The organism is Candidatus Tisiphia endosymbiont of Ditula angustiorana (genome assembly GCF_964026425.1).
In the GTDB taxonomy this organism is placed as follows: domain Bacteria; phylum Pseudomonadota; class Alphaproteobacteria; order Rickettsiales; family Rickettsiaceae; genus Tisiphia.
In genome coordinates this window covers 544572-559849 of the sequence record NZ_OZ032143.1, presented here as the reverse complement: position 1 = coordinate 559849, position 15278 = coordinate 544572, and the positions used below count along the sequence as shown (strand labels likewise).

14 protein-coding genes, 1 tRNA gene and 3 pseudogenes are annotated in these 15278 nt (G+C 33.8%); 15 read left to right on the top strand and 3 right to left on the bottom strand.

Annotated features, from left to right (window positions below; all coding sequences use genetic code 11):
- Positions 1-558 precede the first annotated feature (558 nt).
- Positions 559-635, top strand: a tRNA-Arg gene (locus AAGD29_RS02490).
- Between the two features lie 14 nt (positions 636-649).
- Here AAGD29_RS02490 and AAGD29_RS02485 read toward each other — a convergent pair.
- The gene (locus AAGD29_RS02485) at positions 650-1138 is read right to left on the bottom strand and encodes a hypothetical protein (protein ID WP_341758392.1); all 489 of its coding nucleotides are present in this window, start codon (positions 1136-1138) and stop codon (positions 650-652) included.
- Positions 1139-1703: 565 nt separating this feature from the next.
- Here AAGD29_RS02485 and AAGD29_RS02480 point away from each other — a divergent pair.
- The 6 genes from AAGD29_RS02480 (at position 1704) to AAGD29_RS02455 (ending at position 6714) form a co-directional block, all read left to right on the top strand.
- Positions 1704-1937 (top strand): hypothetical protein, encoded by a 234-nt coding sequence (locus tag AAGD29_RS02480; RefSeq protein WP_341758391.1) that lies wholly within the window; start codon positions 1704-1706, stop codon positions 1935-1937.
- A 68-nt stretch (positions 1938-2005) separates the two neighbouring features.
- Positions 2006-3346, top strand: a complete 1341-nt coding sequence (locus tag AAGD29_RS02475; RefSeq protein WP_341758390.1) for a hypothetical protein — start codon at positions 2006-2008, stop codon at positions 3344-3346.
- Complete coding sequence (locus AAGD29_RS02470; protein WP_341758389.1) at positions 3318-3521, top strand: DnaA N-terminal domain-containing protein; 204 nt, start codon at positions 3318-3320, stop codon at positions 3519-3521. The genes AAGD29_RS02475 and AAGD29_RS02470 overlap by 29 nt, the downstream gene beginning before the upstream one ends.
- Before the next feature lie 480 nt (positions 3522-4001).
- Positions 4002-4538, top strand: coding sequence for a hypothetical protein (locus tag AAGD29_RS02465; RefSeq protein WP_341758388.1), 537 nt, complete (start codon positions 4002-4004; stop codon positions 4536-4538).
- On the top strand, positions 4504-5937 hold the full coding sequence (locus tag AAGD29_RS02460) for a hypothetical protein (protein ID WP_341758387.1): 1434 nt from the start codon (positions 4504-4506) through the stop codon (positions 5935-5937). Before AAGD29_RS02465 ends, AAGD29_RS02460 begins: the two co-directional genes overlap by 35 nt.
- A 15-nt stretch (positions 5938-5952) precedes the next feature.
- Positions 5953-6714 carry a hypothetical protein gene (locus AAGD29_RS02455; RefSeq protein ID WP_341758386.1) on the top strand — a complete coding sequence of 254 codons (762 nt, stop codon included), beginning with the start codon at positions 5953-5955 and terminating at the stop codon, positions 6712-6714.
- Here the strand turns inward: AAGD29_RS02455 and AAGD29_RS02450 are convergent.
- A pseudogene (locus tag AAGD29_RS02450) lies at positions 6707-7156 on the bottom strand (IS5 family transposase); the annotation flags it as partial. The gene AAGD29_RS02455 and the pseudogene AAGD29_RS02450 overlap by 8 nt on opposite strands.
- Positions 7157-7222: 66 nt before the next feature.
- On the opposite strand from AAGD29_RS02450, the pseudogene AAGD29_RS10210 reads away from it, so the two are divergent.
- Positions 7223-8245, top strand: a pseudogene (locus tag AAGD29_RS10210) (IS5 family transposase).
- 85 nt (positions 8246-8330) lie between these two features.
- A complete protein-coding gene (locus AAGD29_RS02435; protein ID WP_341758736.1) occupies positions 8331-9605 on the top strand; it encodes an IS256 family transposase in 1275 nt (424 codons plus the stop codon).
- Positions 9606-9614: 9 nt separating this feature from the next.
- Here AAGD29_RS02435 and AAGD29_RS02430 read toward each other — a convergent pair.
- A pseudogene (locus AAGD29_RS02430) lies at positions 9615-9764 on the bottom strand (MFS transporter); the annotation flags it as partial.
- A gap of 393 nt (positions 9765-10157) precedes the next feature.
- Between AAGD29_RS02430 and AAGD29_RS02425 the strand changes: the two are divergent.
- The 6 genes from AAGD29_RS02425 to AAGD29_RS02400 all read left to right on the top strand — a co-directional run bounded on the left by AAGD29_RS02425 (position 10158) and on the right by AAGD29_RS02400 (position 15140).
- Positions 10158-11117, top strand: a complete 960-nt coding sequence (locus AAGD29_RS02425; RefSeq protein ID WP_341757783.1) for an IS110 family transposase — start codon at positions 10158-10160, stop codon at positions 11115-11117.
- 252 nt (positions 11118-11369) lie between these two features.
- Complete coding sequence (locus tag AAGD29_RS02420) at positions 11370-12023, top strand: SCO family protein (RefSeq protein ID WP_341758384.1); 654 nt, start codon at positions 11370-11372, stop codon at positions 12021-12023.
- Between the two features lies 1 nt (position 12024).
- A complete protein-coding gene (locus AAGD29_RS02415; RefSeq protein WP_341758824.1) occupies positions 12025-12153 on the top strand; it encodes a hypothetical protein in 129 nt (42 codons plus the stop codon).
- Positions 12131-12511, top strand: coding sequence for a cytochrome c maturation protein CcmE (gene ccmE, locus AAGD29_RS02410; RefSeq protein ID WP_341753758.1), 381 nt, complete (start codon positions 12131-12133; stop codon positions 12509-12511). Before AAGD29_RS02415 ends, ccmE begins: the two co-directional genes overlap by 23 nt.
- Positions 12512-12784: 273 nt before the next feature.
- On the top strand, positions 12785-13669 hold the full coding sequence (locus tag AAGD29_RS02405) for a hypothetical protein (RefSeq protein ID WP_341758383.1): 885 nt from the start codon (positions 12785-12787) through the stop codon (positions 13667-13669).
- A 61-nt stretch (positions 13670-13730) separates the two neighbouring features.
- Positions 13731-15140: an FAD-binding oxidoreductase gene (locus tag AAGD29_RS02400; RefSeq protein ID WP_341758382.1), complete on the top strand. Its 1410-nt coding sequence runs from the start codon at positions 13731-13733 to the stop codon at positions 15138-15140.
- Positions 15141-15278 lie beyond the last annotated feature (138 nt).

Below are 15278 nucleotides of genomic sequence, written 5' to 3'. Positions count from 1 at the left end.
CGCTATTATAGAACCTTTTGCACTCATTATTAAATAATTCCCTACTTCAAGAATTGTTTTCACAACTCTTGAAGTAGGAGAAGTATATAGGCGTTGTTCCATCGCTCCTGCTACCCAATCCTCCTGAATTGACTGTTATAGTGAAACCTATTGAATTAGGTGATACAAATTTTGTGTCATACCTGCGAAAGCAGGTATCTAGATTCCCGCCTTCGCGGGAATGACAATTTACAATTGTTATGTTCTTTGTCACCTAATCCTATGGGCTTAACTATAATGTAACACCCCTCTTGTAAGAGCTCGAGAACAAAAATAACGATGAAGTTGACCATTAGATACAAGAATCAGTTATGTTAGAAAAAAGTTATTATTTTTTGCACTTGAAAAAGATCACCTTAGCTGATATAAAACAAGCATCTTTGTATATATACTCTTCTGCTTTGAAGAATTGGCTTTTGCAAATACTTGCGGGAATTTCGCATGCTCACGTACTAGATGTACGCTCCGTTCGTTCATCCCTTGTTTTCCGTTCCAATTCTCTAAATCATTTGAGTATACGCACCCTTAGCTCAGCTGGATAGAGCAACGGATTTCTAATCCGTAGGTCAGAGGTTCGAATCCTCTAGGGTGCACCATTCTCCGATTTCAGTCATTTTACGAATGCGTCAAATGGTGGACGTAGCATAAAGTCTAGCTTTCCGTCTTTTAATTTTAGGTTCGTAAATACTAAATTTATCAATTTACGTTTTCCCTCCGTAGTCGAACCTTTGAAGGTTTCTAACGCTCCGGAAGCCAGTTCTACTAGGTTAACCAAGCATTCTGAAAATTTATCATCAGCATAATCATGGTTTTCTATTTCTCTCACGATATCTTCACGTTTTTGTATTAATTTCTGACGTTTTTCTTCATGATATTCCTTGCTAATATCACCGTCTAAAAATAAATCAGTTAACCTATCCATACGATTTTTAATCTTAGTATGCTCAGTATGTAGCTCTCCTATACGCATTTTATGAAAACCTTGCTCTATTTTTGCTGAGCTTTTAATATAACCAATTACTTCAGATCGCAATTCAGGTTCTAAATGGAGTGTTGCTAATACTTTTTCTACTCCTTGTAGTATTATTTCTTCTTTCACGTATATCCTCCTATCAGGTTCATTTGAGTCCCAAGTTCTTAAATATATCCATTCTTCAGTTTGACCATTAACATAGGTCTTCTTTTTGGTTTCAGCAGTAACAACTCGACCAGTGGTAGCACATTTTATTAACCCCCTAAATATATACTCTTTCTCTCCATATTTAAACGGTTTTTTATTCCAGTTAAGACGTATCTTTTAGTGATCAGTTCACAAAGGATTTAATACAGGGTGCAACAACGGCAGCAACTAGTAATATGCATAAACTTTTAAAAAACCTAGGGTGTGTCATCAATTAAGTTGACAGGAGGGTTTATTTGTTGTGTAATAGAGAAAAAATTAAGAATAAATTTTCTCTATGCGTCGATATGCTCTACGTGACGATCAAGAGTAGAGAGTGTGGTTTAAAAATTTCCTTCCAACCAGCATATATATTACCGTTCCAACTATTTCATAATTTCATTCAAAAATTTCCATACTGTTTCTATAGTGTTTTTTTGGCAAAATTCTCCAAATTTGACCTACAAAATAGTCTATTTTTAACCGTTTTTCACGGGGAGAAAATATGACAGAATCGTTAATTTTTTCCGACAACTTAATTGAAAATCCTGATACTATTTTCTATAATATAGTCGGTAATTTTGTCCCACCTGAGTGGCGAGATCTTACCAATAATTGTGGTAAGCAATTAAGTAAAACTTCTCTTCAACTTCTATCTTTGATAGTTTCTTGCACGAAAAATGATAACCACAACAATACACAAGAAGTACAAGAAATCATTTTTTCGAGAAAGAGCTAAGAGTTTGCCAAAGACGGGTTAAACAATGTCTAATAGAATTACAAACAAGTGGGTTCATTTATCACACTTTGATTACTACGGTCAAACATAACCTAAAATGCCGTAATATTTTATGTATCAAACTCCTTAAGAAATTTATAAATTTTCGTAAAGCTAATGATACTTCTTATCACTTTAATCGTACAAATATTCAATCTAGCCATCAAAAAATTTCAGCTCAACCTGAAAAAAATTACGACCCAACTGTAAAAAATTTTCAAAAAAACGCATCTATAGATATATCTATAATATCTAGATATGGAAAAAATCAAGAAAATTGTGGACAAGTCTGTGGACAAACTGTGTCAGAGCCTGAACCAACTGAGGAACAAAACGTTAATTTATCGCTTGAGGTAACAACGAAAAGAGGTGAAAAAACTTTGTCAGAAATTGAGTCAACTACGGAGCAAAACTTTGATTCATCGCCGGAGATAACGATAAGTTCAGGTGAACAAAATCTGTCAGAAATTGAGTCAACTGAGGAGCAAAGCGTTAATTTACCACTTGAGGTAACGGTAAGCTCAGCAAGTGAAGCATCACCCTGCAATTCCACAGACTACAATTCCTCTGAGGTAACTCCAACTGATGACGAGTCAGACTGCGATTCAGATTCTGATTCAACAGATGGCTATTCAGGAGGTAGCGGGTCTGAGCAAGAAGCTAGTGGGAAATTGCCTAGGTGGCTCAGTGATATTGCCAAACAGGCTAAAGGCTGGTATTCACATAGAAAGCTAGAGATGTTTTACCCATTGACCGAAGAAGATGCTGCTTGGTTAAGAAAGACAACAGGTCGTAATTACGAATTGAGTTTTGTCAATAAGCTGTTGATTAAACATAGCGTGGACTCTCCTAATCGTCTCTTTCCCTGCAAGCAAGCAGTACTGAATTACATGAAGAAAACTTTGATTCATGAAAGGCGTCCACCAGCTAAGGTAAATAACCCAAATTTTAACTTCGATCTGAACAATGCTACTAAGACAAGAAAGGCTTATTTGCAAAAGATAAAAGATAGTAAGGGCGTTAAACCATTGAATCAGTTGCAACGCAAGATTGTTGAAGCTTTTGAGGAGCATCAGCCTAGTACTGCTTATCAATTGCTGAAGAGGTGCAGTTTTTTTGGAGTATATGACGATGAATACAAGATTGATCTAGCGGATATCTCTTTGTCAGAAACTGACAAATGCACATTGCTCAAGACAGTGCAAGAGGTATATGGCAAAGAGGTTCAGCAATTGCGTATTACCAACAAAAGAGAGGTATCGGATTATCATTTAGAGCTAAGTGGACTAAATCCAGAGTCAGTATGGTATAAAGTAAGGAAATATTTATTAAAATTATACGGTGAGAACTTGGACAAAAGCTTGGTTTAGCAAGTTAGAAGCAGTTGAAGAAGATACGACTTGCAATAAACTTATTCTCAAACCAGCTACTGCCTTTATTGGAGATTGGATTAAGAGTAATTACAGGAGAGCTTTGGAAGATGCGTGCCGTAGCCAAAATTATACTTTTGAGTTAATGAAAGTTGATAGAATGGCTGGACTGTAAGCTATGGCAAATAGCAAATAGAAGAAAAGACTAATTGTATTAAGCGAGAAAAAATGATTACAAAGAAGTTAATAATAATCAAGAATTATTTAATTAGGGTTGAAAACACTATAAAAACACTACAGAAGGTTATTTGAACTTAGAGAAGATGAGAGTAATGCACCTTGTGGATACATCACTATCTTCCTACGAAGAAGATGGGGTTACACTAAATTCACCATCTATAGCTATTTTGCCAAGATTTTTAGCAAATTTTGTCACTTTTTTACATTTTTTGGCAAAAATTGTTCGCGAAATCACCCGGGGGTGGTAGCTATGCTAAATGGGGTATAGGGGGCGTCACGCGAAAAATTTTTTTGAGGTAATTAATCACTTGTTATTAAAAATTTTCACTTTTTTAGTTTTTGTTTTTCAAGTGGTAAAAAACCTAAAAATCAGCTATAATAAAGGGAATTATAAGGAATTTTTAAAGAGATGTACATGATCAAAAATTATGGTTTGTTTGAAAAATATTTAGCAAAGATATCATCTAGTACCATTAGTAAGTTTGGCTCAATAGATGATATCTCTAATTTCCTATTATATCTTTGTGAACATGGTAACATCGTTATTGCAGCTAAGAAGGCTGGTTGTATTTCACCACTTAGGTTGCACCGGATCATTAATAGCGATAAATATTTAGCCAAATGCGTCAATTTAGCTTTAGCCATTGCGGTAGATAGAGCAGAAGGGGTGTTATATGACAGGGCAATTAACGGTTATGAGGAAGTGACCTATAACCAAGATAATCAGGCAATAGCTACTAAGAAAAAATATTGTTCTAAGTCATTGTTGGAATATCTTAAAGCTAATTCGCCGAAATATCAAACAAGGAAGCATGATGCTAGTTACCATAGGAAAAATAGTGATGAAGCTGAACAAGCAGCAAAAGCCCGAGAAATAGCAAAGATGATAGATGTAACTAATTTTGAAATAGAATCGTATGAAGCAGAATATGCAATTGCCAAAGGACAGTAAGACCAAAGTGATGAAAACTATTAGTAAAGCTAAAGCCAGCAAAGAGGTTACTAGCTCTGCTTCTAAAAGTCTTAAATTTCCGGTAGATTGGTCACCCTATCCATTTCAGTTGCCTTTGTGGAGGTATTTGTATAGCGGTGGTAAGAAAGCTATAGCCATTTGGCATAGAAGAGCTGGTAAGGATATTATGGGTATTAACTGGATCACTGCTAGTGCTATTCGAGAAGTAGGCATATATTGGTATGTCTATCCTACCTATAATCAAGCTAAAATGAGCATATGGGATGGTATGACATTATCGGGGCGTCCTTATATGTCGTTTATCCCTAAAGGCATTATTGCTCGTAGTCAGCAATATAAGCAACGGATATTATTTAAAAATGGTTCAGTGATTCAGTTTGTTGGTAGCGATCGTTATGCTACTATCAGGGGTAGTGGTATTAAGGGAGCAGTTATCTCAGAGTATTCTTATCATGATCCACGAGCTATGAGTTGCGTTATAGAGCCGATGGTAATTCGTAATAATGGCTGGTTGCTTTATTTGTATACCCCTTCTGATAATCCAAAGCTTGTACATGGTGAAGAATTATACCGAAAATATCAAGATAGTCCGGAAGTATTTTGCCAAATAAAAACTATTGAAGATACTACTGATCATGAGGGGCAGCCATTAGTTGATAAAAACAAGTTGACTTCGGTCGACATGAGTAACGAAGAGATTCAAAGAGAGTTTTTTTGTGACTTTGCTGCCTATCGTTACAAGAGAGCTGATCAAGGTGGTACTTTTGTTGAACAGTTACGACTAGCTGAAAGTCAGGGGCGTATTGGCTATGTGCCGTATGATTCAGCCTATCAGGTTCATACTTACTGGGATATAGGGATTGTTGATTATACGGTTATTTGGTTTGTTCAAGAAAAAATCGATATTATTGACTTTTATATGAACAGGGGTAAGGATTTAGAGTTTTACTTGACGCATTTAAGAACTAGACCTTATCAATATGGACGCAATGTATTGCCCCATGATATGAGTCGAAGACAAATGCCAACTTTGGATACAAGATTACAACAAGCCAATGAGATAGCCGAAAAAGTAGGCTTTCCACCTTTTGCTATTGGCAGGAAATATTTGCGAGAAGAGATGATAACTAAAGCAAGAAATCTGCTAGGAACGTGCCGAATAGATGCCGAGAAATGTCAGCGTGGTATTAACGGACTTTTCGAGTTTGATGCTACAAAAAGAGGAGTGCATTCTAATTCATCTAGAGCAACTGATATAACCGAGAGCTTTTGTTATTTAGCGATGGATGTAAAAACTGGTAATGAGCAACAGCAATCCCAATATAATATATTACAGTATCGTAAAGTAATGAATGATTACAATGCGTTAGAGAATTGAGGATAAAAAAATAATATGTCATTTTGGACAAATCCGTGGAAAGCTATTAAAGGCTTTGTCAACAACTATATTCCTGGTGGCAGGTATATAACTGGAGCTGATACAGCAAGACAAAAACAACTCTATAATGAGTCACAAGATCGTTATGGTAATTATGCAAGCGAAGCACAAGCGACTATCAATAATTTGTCGCAGCAGTTGCAACAAGCTCAGCAGGTCTTACGTTCTTTAGAAGAGCAACAGTATCAAGCTAGCTCGAGAAGCTATGATATGCAACACCAACTAGATTATCATACTCTACAATATGATAGTGGCTTAAGAAACATAGAATCACAAAGAGCTAGTTTGACCGAATCAGCCAATCAACTGAAACAAGCTTTTGAAGCGTTTAAACAAAAAGCTCCTGCTCTTGATACGAAAATAAGTGAGGTAGAGCAATTACCGGGTCAGTTCCAAAACCTGTATGATCAAGTAGCCCAGCGAAGAGAAAGCTTGAAAGGTTTAACCGAAGAGGAAGCCGGTAGCCATATTGCTCAATATCAGCAAGACGTTGAATTGTTAAAAAAACAACGTAGTGAAACAGAAAACAAAATACGCCATTCAATGGATAGCATCACCAAAGAGCATCAACAGCTAACAAGGGAAAAAGCTAATCTTGAATATCAGCTTACTAACTACCAATCACAACAAAATCGATTGTTGCAGGATACTAGTAACTTCGATAATGCTAGACAACAATTACTCTTTTGTGTCATACCTGCGAAAGCAGGTATCTAGATTCCCGCCTTCGCGGGAATGACAATTTACAATTGTTATGTTCTTTGTCACCTAATCCTATGGGCTTAACTATATCATTTCTTTGCCCAGCAGTTAGTATAAACTTTAATGGATTACCAAGACCATCAACAAGGGCATGAATTTTAGTACTAAAACCACCTCTGCTTCTACCTAAAGCCGCTTCTTCTTGATTACCTTTGATATATCCAGATGAGCAAGCATGTGCTCTCACAATAGTTGCATCAATCATAATTGATTCCATATCTGCATCTACTTTAACATAATCCATTAAATCCTCCCATATACCTTTGTCAACCCATCTCTTAAATCTGCGATAAATACTGTACCAACAACCATAATCATCAGGTAGAAGACGCCATTGGCAACCTGTTCTAACAATAAACCATATTGCTTCAATAAAATGTCTCATTTTTTCTTCATTAGGCTTCTTTCGAAACTAGACAATGATGTAGAATGGTGTTATAAATATCTGATTTGAAGTAATAATATGAAATTCGATCAGATTAAAGAGTTAGAGGATGAAAAATTTCGTCGATTAACAGGAGTAAAGAAGGGAACATTCTCAAAGATGGTGGATATTTTGAGGCAAGCTGATGGTCTTAAGAAATCAAAAGGTGGGCGTAAAAATAAGCTCAATTTGGAGGAACAGTTGCTGATGGTCTTAGAATACCTTAGAGAATACCGTACTTATTTCCATATAGGTCAGAACTATGGGATTAGTGAAAGTTCAGCATATAAAGCTGTTAAATGGGTAGAAGACACCCTAGTTAAACACCCAAACTTTGCTCTTCCAGGTCGTAAAGCTCTAATGAAGAGTGATATGAATTATGAAGTAGTCTTGATTGATGCTACTGAGAGTCCTATAGAAAGACCCAAAAAAAACAAAAATTCTATTATTCAGGAAAGAAGAAAAGGCATACACTAAAAACTCAAATAGTGGTAGACAAGAAAACACACCAAGTAATATGTACAGATTTTTCTAACGGTAAAAAACATGACTTTAGATTATTTAAGGAATCCAAAATTCTTATCCATCCTAAGGTTAAAGCGATTACTGATACAGGATATCAAGGTATACTGCTCGTAAATGAAGAGTTGGTAGACGAAGATCAAAATCAACAAGTGCTAGGAGTGTCCAAGCCGAGGAGCACAGCGTACATTAGTACGTGAGCACCGCAGGTCTTGGACAACAACAACGCAATTGTTGATTTTCATCGAGTATATACAAAAAATTCACAATAATTCTGAATTACCAAAGAAAAAAAGCAAGAAAAATCCTTTAACTAAAAATGATAAAAAGAATAATCGTAGGTTAGCAGGAGAAAGAGTTCTAAATGAAAACGTTATTGGTATGCTAAAACGGTTCAAAATTATTGCTGACAAATATCGAAATAGACGTAAAAGATTTGGTCTTAGATTTAATTTGATCTCTGGCATTTATAATTTTGAACTACGTCAACCAGTTTCGAAAGAGGTCTATTCTTGTTGTGTATACCATTTTTTTTCTTAAAAAATGATAAAATTACTTCCCATGCTTGTTCTTCTATGTAATACTTCATATTGGTAGTTCCTTTTTTTGATAACTAGAAACTACCATTTCTTCTTACTATGGCAACTTTTTATTCCTCTTTCCTAACTATAATTTTTGTCAACAGAACCTAGTAGAAGAATTATTATCAAAAGCAAACCCATCAGAGTTATTTGGTCGAGATGGTTTATTTCAACAACTAAAGAAACAAATAGTTGAGAAAATATTAGCAAGTGAGTTAGATCATGAATTGGGCTACTCAAAACATAGTAAAGTAGAAAAAGTAGATAATAATCGTCGTAATGGTAGCTATGAGAAGACAGTAATTGATGATGATGGTCGTAAGTTGACATTAGAAGTACCAAGAGACCGGGAAGGTGAGTATAATCCACAATTAATACCAAAAGGGCTGAGGAGATTTAATGGATTTGATGAGAAGGTAATTTCACTTTATGGTAGAGGTATGACAGTCAGTGAGATTCGTGGTCACTTAGAAGAAATATATCAAACTGAAGTATCTAGTGATTTAATATCAACCATAACAGATGGAGTACTAGAGGAGGTAACTAGGTGGCAAAATCGCTGTTTAGATAGGATATACCCAATATTGTATTTGGATTGCATATATGTTAAATCTAGGGACAATCATATAGTAATAAATAAAGCTGTATATTTGGCAATTGCGGTTAATATAGAAGGCAAGAAGGAGTTATTGGGCATTTGGATAGGAAAAAATGAAGGCTCTAAATTTTGGATGCAAGTAGTAACTGAATTAAAGAATCGAGGTGTAGAACAAATTTATGTTGCTTGCGTTGATGGTTTAAAAGGCTTTCCTGAGGCTATCAGTAGCATATTTCCTGCTACTATAGTACAACTATGTATAGTGCATATGGTACGCAATTCAGTAAAGTACGTGTCATATAAGGATTTAAAAGAGGTAACATCAGATTTAAAACAAATTTACACGGCAAATAACGAAGAAATGGCTCGTTTAAAACTGCAACAATTTAGTGTAAAATGGGATAAAAAATATCCAGTAATTTCTGATATTTGGCAGCGTAGTTGGTCAGGAATAATACCATTTTTTGCCTTTCCTGAGGAGATTAGAAAGGTGATTTATACCACGAATACTATAGAGTCTATAAATCGTCAAATTAGGAAAATTATTAAAAATAAAGGTGTATTTCCAGATGATAAATCAATTCAAAAGATAATATTTTTAGCCTTACAAAATGCGGCTAAAAAATGGACTATGCCTATAAAAGATTGGTCATTAGCTTTAAATCAATTTGAAATACTTTGTGGAGATTTTAAATATGATTTATTGGAAAATAAAAAATGAACTTACACAAAAAAAATTATTGACTCCATTAATAAATACCGCCATGTGTACATATATCATCAAATCAAAATATTCAAGGAAAGTTCCTATTGACAGTAACCCTATAGTTTCTTTTTGTTCTTTGTTTAAACTTCTTTGTTCTTGAGGATACCCTATCATTTTCCTTACCATCAATAGCTTGGGCATTAATGATAGCAAGAAAAAATAATATTAAAAGTGAAAATAAATTTTTAGTTAACAATAACCTCAACTATTGATGTAAGACATCGGTTTACCTATTGTGTCATCCTTGACCCTTTGGATGTCACCCCTGCGTAGGCAGGAATCTAGAAAAATAGACTGAGAGGGTTTGTTAGACTTTTTTAGACCCCGCACCGAAGCAGGGGTTGTAAGATAAAACTATGATATAATGAAAAAAGTAAGTGGTGCTCGTCAGGGGTGAGTTTATACAAACATTGTCATCAAGAGACCACTTACTTAATAAGCTCGAACGTTTAAATAGTTCATTGGGCTGAAACGCCCGCTTACAATCGTAAATATGTCGAGGATTTTATGACCCCAACGGATAAATTATATAACAATTTTATTGGTATTGATATAGCAAAATCAACTTTTGCAGTAGCAATATCTAATAATAATAAAATTATGACTTTTTCTAATAACACTATTGGATTTAAGGAATTTTTTAAGCAATATAAAAGTTTTTTGACTGACTCCCTAATAGTATTAGAGACTACAGGTGGATATGAAACTGAATTAGTAAATTTTTTATTAAGCAAAAAATGTGCTGTTCATAGAGCACATGCCCAAAAAGTAAAGTACTTTATAAGATCACTTGGTACTCGTGCTAAAACTGATTCTGTAGATGCTCAAGCTTTAGTAAAATATGGACAAGAAAGGCATAAGGAATTATCTTTACAACAAAAACCTGATCAAAAGATGAGCAAGCTAAAAATATTTTTATCTCGTCGTGATGATTTAGTAAAATTGCAGACTCAAGAGAAAAATAGGATGGCAGGACCTAATAATGATATGATAAAAGATAGTATAGAAGATTTATTGTTATGTTTATCCAAAGCTATAAAGAAATTAGAAGAAGAGATAGCCGAGTTAACAACCGATGAAAAGACTGTAGAACAGCTTGAGGTATTGGAGACAGTAACCGGTATTGGTAAGGTTGTTAGTAAAGTTTTATTAGCATTTTTACCAGAGATTGGTAAGGTTGATCGGAGGCAAATAGCTAGTTTAGTCGGAGTAGCCCCACATCCTAAGGATAGTGGACAATATAAAGGGTATCGTTCAGTTAGTGGTGGTAGACAAAATGTACGAACCAAATTATTTACTGCAGCAATGGCAGCAGCTAAATCAAAGAGCAAGTTAGGTGAATATTATAGAGAGCTAATTGCTAGAGGTAAAAAGCCTATAGTTGCCATTACTGCTTTAATGCGTAAAATTATTGTCATTGCTAATGCAAGGGTTAGAGATTATTATTTAAAATCGGCAAAGACTTGATAAAAATTTAAACCTATATTTATTTAAATTTTTATCAAGTCGTGGTTTACTGTGAATGTTAAGCTAGAGATTTTTTGTTATTTCTCTAAACCAATTTGGTTTTTTATTTTAAACTTTTTTTTAATTTTTTAAAAATCATAGTTGATGACATAAAGGGAAGTAGGGGTGACATCCCAAGGTGCTGGGATGACATCGAGACTGCTTAAGTTGAATCCATATAAAAAAATAATAACCCTATAAATGAAGGATCTAATGCAAGAGAGATGTCAGACTAAGAAATGTCAGGCTAATATTATTATAAAAATTATTTTAGCAGTAGGTTTATTGATAACTATTACGTCATTGTATCTTTGGTTATCTGTTGATATACCGCAAAAACCCCTTGTTGGAAAGGGGGGAGGGGATAATATTGACGTGCAAATTGGTGGAAATTTTGAGTTAACTGATCAAGACGGTAAGACTTTCAATAGTGATAGTTTGAAAGGAAAATTAAGTTTAATTTATTTTGGTTTTACTTATTGCCCTGATATTTGTCCTACTTCTTTACAAAAATTAACAGAGGTCATTAATGCTCTTGATCAATATAAAATTAATGTTGAATTTGTTTTTATTACTGTAGATCCTCAGCGTGATACTCCTACAGTGCTTAAAGAATATTTAAAGCATTTTAATCCTAAATTTATTGGTTTAACGGGTAATGAACAACAAATTAAAGAGGTTGCTGATAAGTTTAAAGTATATTATGCTAGAGCAAATGATGGTGAAAATTATATGATTGATCATTCTTCTTTTAGTTATTTAATGGATCAACAAGGGAAATATATAAAGCATTTTTACTTAAATAGTTCAGCTCAAGAGATTATAGATTTTGTTAGAGTGAAGCAGCAAAATCAAAAAAGATATTAAGATGTTTAATTATCTACTAGCCTCATACCTGTTTGCTCTTGCTGCTCTTGCCTTATTGTTAATAACAAGTTGGCTAGATTATAATAAAATTAAAGTTAGATCAAGTAATGCAAAAAAAGGTAAAAAATAGATTAAAGTTTATATTATTTTACCTTTTATGCAGTGCTGGGGGAATATATATGATATTATACAATCTTGAAGATAGTATAGTATTTTTTTACCCTCCGTCAAAAATTAACGAGTCAAAACTTGGCAAAGAATTGAGGGTAGGGGGCTTAGTTAAAGTAGGTTCAATCAGAAAAGTGACTGCTGATAAAGTGCATTTTGTCATTACAGATAACATTAAAGACCTAGAAATATCTTACCAAGGGGTTTTACCCGCCTTATTTCGTGAGAATCAAGGGATAGTAGCTGTAGGTAAGTTATCAGGTAATATATTCATAGCTCGTGAGTTATTAACTAAGCATGATGAGAATTATTCTCCTTAGGCATTAGGGTAATTTAGAAAGTCACACTTTAAAGTTGAAAAACCGAAATAATTTTAGGTGGATATGTGCTTACAAACGTCATTGCGAGGAGGTTGCTTGCTGCAACCGACGAAGCAATCCAGCAAAAATACGGTAATTTAATTTTTTTTGTTTTCTAGATTGCTTCGGCGGCACTTCGTGCCTTCTCGCAATGACATTTGATGTTCTTAATAATTACTTATTTCAACTCTAGAGTGTGACTTTTAAATTACCCTAAATAACAGGAGGTATAAAATGGGAACAAATGAAAAAGAAATTGCTTATAGTGTAATTACAAAAATTTTTAATGAGAAAGGTATAATACTTAATGAAGTTAGTGATGGAACATTAAAGGAAATGATTCAGGCAGTTGACATTATCAGTAGAAGAACTGACCCTATTAAAGATCAAGATGAATTAATTATCTCAAAGTATGAAAAAGGTCTAAGCCGTATGCTATCAGACTACCCGAAGCTTAAGCCCTCAGTTGCAGATATAGCTGCAGGCTTTGAGCAAATTTGTACTGGAGCAACAGAAGAAAGGTCTAATTTTATAAAAAACGTAACACAAAAAGCTCTGAATGAAAGCATAGCTAAAGACTTCGCGAAAATTAAAGAGATAGTTGATTCAGTTTGTCAGCTAACTATGAATACGGATAATTTTGGCAGCTTATCTATATTAATTGGTAAACAAAATGCAAAAGAGTTACAAGACCATAGTAAGTCAATATATTCTCAATTTCAAAAGTGTAATATCAATAGTGTTGAAAAAGAATTTAAAAAATTAGCTGAATGGTGTGAAAAAAAACAAGAAGTAATAGATGCTCCAGTGTTTAAGAAAATTAAAAGAGTAATTTCTTCTGCTGTTTCAGTCATTTCAGCTGTTATTAGTAATAAACCAAACGCTAGTGAAAAGGTGAATGAATTTAAACAAAATATTAGCTCACTAGTGGACGATAATGAATGGTTTTCTAAATATTTAGCAGATACTAAGTCGATTATCAGAAACAATATTAATAAAGTTCCTTCCAATGATTCACATCAAGAGACAAAAATAAAAGCAATAACAGGTAAAGCAGATAATGTAACTTCTCCTCAACATCTAAAACCAAATATTAAAGGTGGATTTACCCGTAGTTAACAGGGTAATGTAAAAGTCATAATTAATAGTTGTTATATATATAATATGCCATGAGACAATAATGATTATTCGAATCATCTTAATTTTAACATGTTTTTTTGTAGTTAAAGTACAAGCTTTACCTGTTACTCGTGATACAGGTAGCTTACATGATACTGAAATCTTTGGGTACGAAGTTATTCCTAGAGAGGATAGTATTGAGTATATAAAAAAAATAATTAACAAAGCACAGGATAAAAAGACTCATATTACTGTGAAAGGAACGCAGCATAGCCAAGGAGGACACAGCTATAGCCGATGGGGTATAGTTCTAGACTTATCTAATCTTAATAATATAGAACTTTTAGGGAACAACTTAGTGAGGATACAAGCTGGAGCAACATGGAAACAAGTGATTGAATTCCTAAATCCTCTAGGTTTATCTATTGCTGTTATGCAATCAGATTATGATTTTAGCATAGGGGGTACAGTCTCAACTAATGTTCATGGTTGGCAAGCTAATAAACCGCCAATGGTTTCTACCATTCATGGTTTTCATATTTTAACTTCTGAAGGGAAGGTAATTTACTGTAATCGAAGCAAGAATTATGATTTGTTTAAAGCTGCAATAGGTGGTTATGGAATGTTTGGAGTTATCATAGATGTTGATCTTAAAATAGTTCCAAATAGATTATATCGGCTGAAACAAGAGATTTTTAATATAGGTGAATTTCCTAGCTACTTTCAGAGAGAGGTTAAAGATAATTCAAAAGCCCATATGTTCTTCGGTAGGTTTTCTATTAGCAAAAGATACTTTTTAAAGAGGCTTATTGTAAAGATATATGAAGATTATGATTTACCAATTGCTAATTCTTCTCTTTCCGTTTTAAACGGAAGTGATGAATTTGTTAGCTTATTATTTGCCTCCACTTATAACAACCAATTTTTTAAGAAGATTCGTTGGTATATTGAGACAAGTAAAGCGGCTAACAAAGTTTTTAAAACAGCATCACGAAATCAATTATTATACCAGTCTACAAAAGTCTATACTACTAAAGATCCAAAAAAAATAGATCTGTTACAAGAATATTTTATTCCTATAAACCGTTTTAATGAATTTGTCAGTTTCTTGCAGACTCTTCAAAAGGATATTAGTCCATATCTTATGAATCTTACCTTGAGACATATTGAGGGAGATTCTGAAACCTTGCTAAATTATGCAAAAGAAGAGATGTTATGCTTTGTGATGTTATTACGCGGTCCTAAAACTGAGAAATTTGATCAAGATATAGGCAGAGTGGCAATTAAGATAACTAATAAAGCTTTACAGTTAAACGGCAGTTATTATCTTCCTTATAGGCCTTATCAAACAAGGTCGCAGTTTATACAATCTTACCCAAGATTTCATCAATTTAAAACAATAAAGAACAAATATGATCCAAAGATGATTTTTGTTAATGAATTTTATAAAAACTACTTAGAGGAGTTATAATCAAATTTAGGTTTTTAACCTCAATTTGATGTAAGACATCGGTTTAATAGCCCCAATGTCACTCCTGCGTAGGCAGGAGTCTAAAAAATAGTATAGAACTTGATAATCAAGTTTTTATTGAGTTATATAATTCATGGC

Coding starts and splice junctions, on each gene's coding strand:
- AAGD29_RS02415 (WP_341758824.1), top strand. CDS start 12,025: ATGTTTAATTATCTACTAGCCTCATACCTGTTTGCTCTTGCTGCTCTT.
- AAGD29_RS02455 (WP_341758386.1), top strand. CDS start 5,953: ATGTCATTTTGGACAAATCCGTGGAAAGCTATTAAAGGCTTTGTCAAC.
- ccmE (WP_341753758.1), top strand. CDS start 12,131: ATGCAAAAAAAGGTAAAAAATAGATTAAAGTTTATATTATTTTACCTT.
- AAGD29_RS02425 (WP_341757783.1), top strand. CDS start 10,158: ATGACCCCAACGGATAAATTATATAACAATTTTATTGGTATTGATATA.
- AAGD29_RS02405 (WP_341758383.1), top strand. CDS start 12,785: ATGGGAACAAATGAAAAAGAAATTGCTTATAGTGTAATTACAAAAATT.
- AAGD29_RS02465 (WP_341758388.1), top strand. CDS start 4,002: ATGATCAAAAATTATGGTTTGTTTGAAAAATATTTAGCAAAGATATCA.
- AAGD29_RS02460 (WP_341758387.1), top strand. CDS start 4,504: ATGAAGCAGAATATGCAATTGCCAAAGGACAGTAAGACCAAAGTGATG.
- AAGD29_RS02480 (WP_341758391.1), top strand. CDS start 1,704: ATGACAGAATCGTTAATTTTTTCCGACAACTTAATTGAAAATCCTGAT.
- AAGD29_RS02420 (WP_341758384.1), top strand. CDS start 11,370: ATGCAAGAGAGATGTCAGACTAAGAAATGTCAGGCTAATATTATTATA.
- AAGD29_RS02400 (WP_341758382.1), top strand. CDS start 13,731: ATGATTATTCGAATCATCTTAATTTTAACATGTTTTTTTGTAGTTAAA.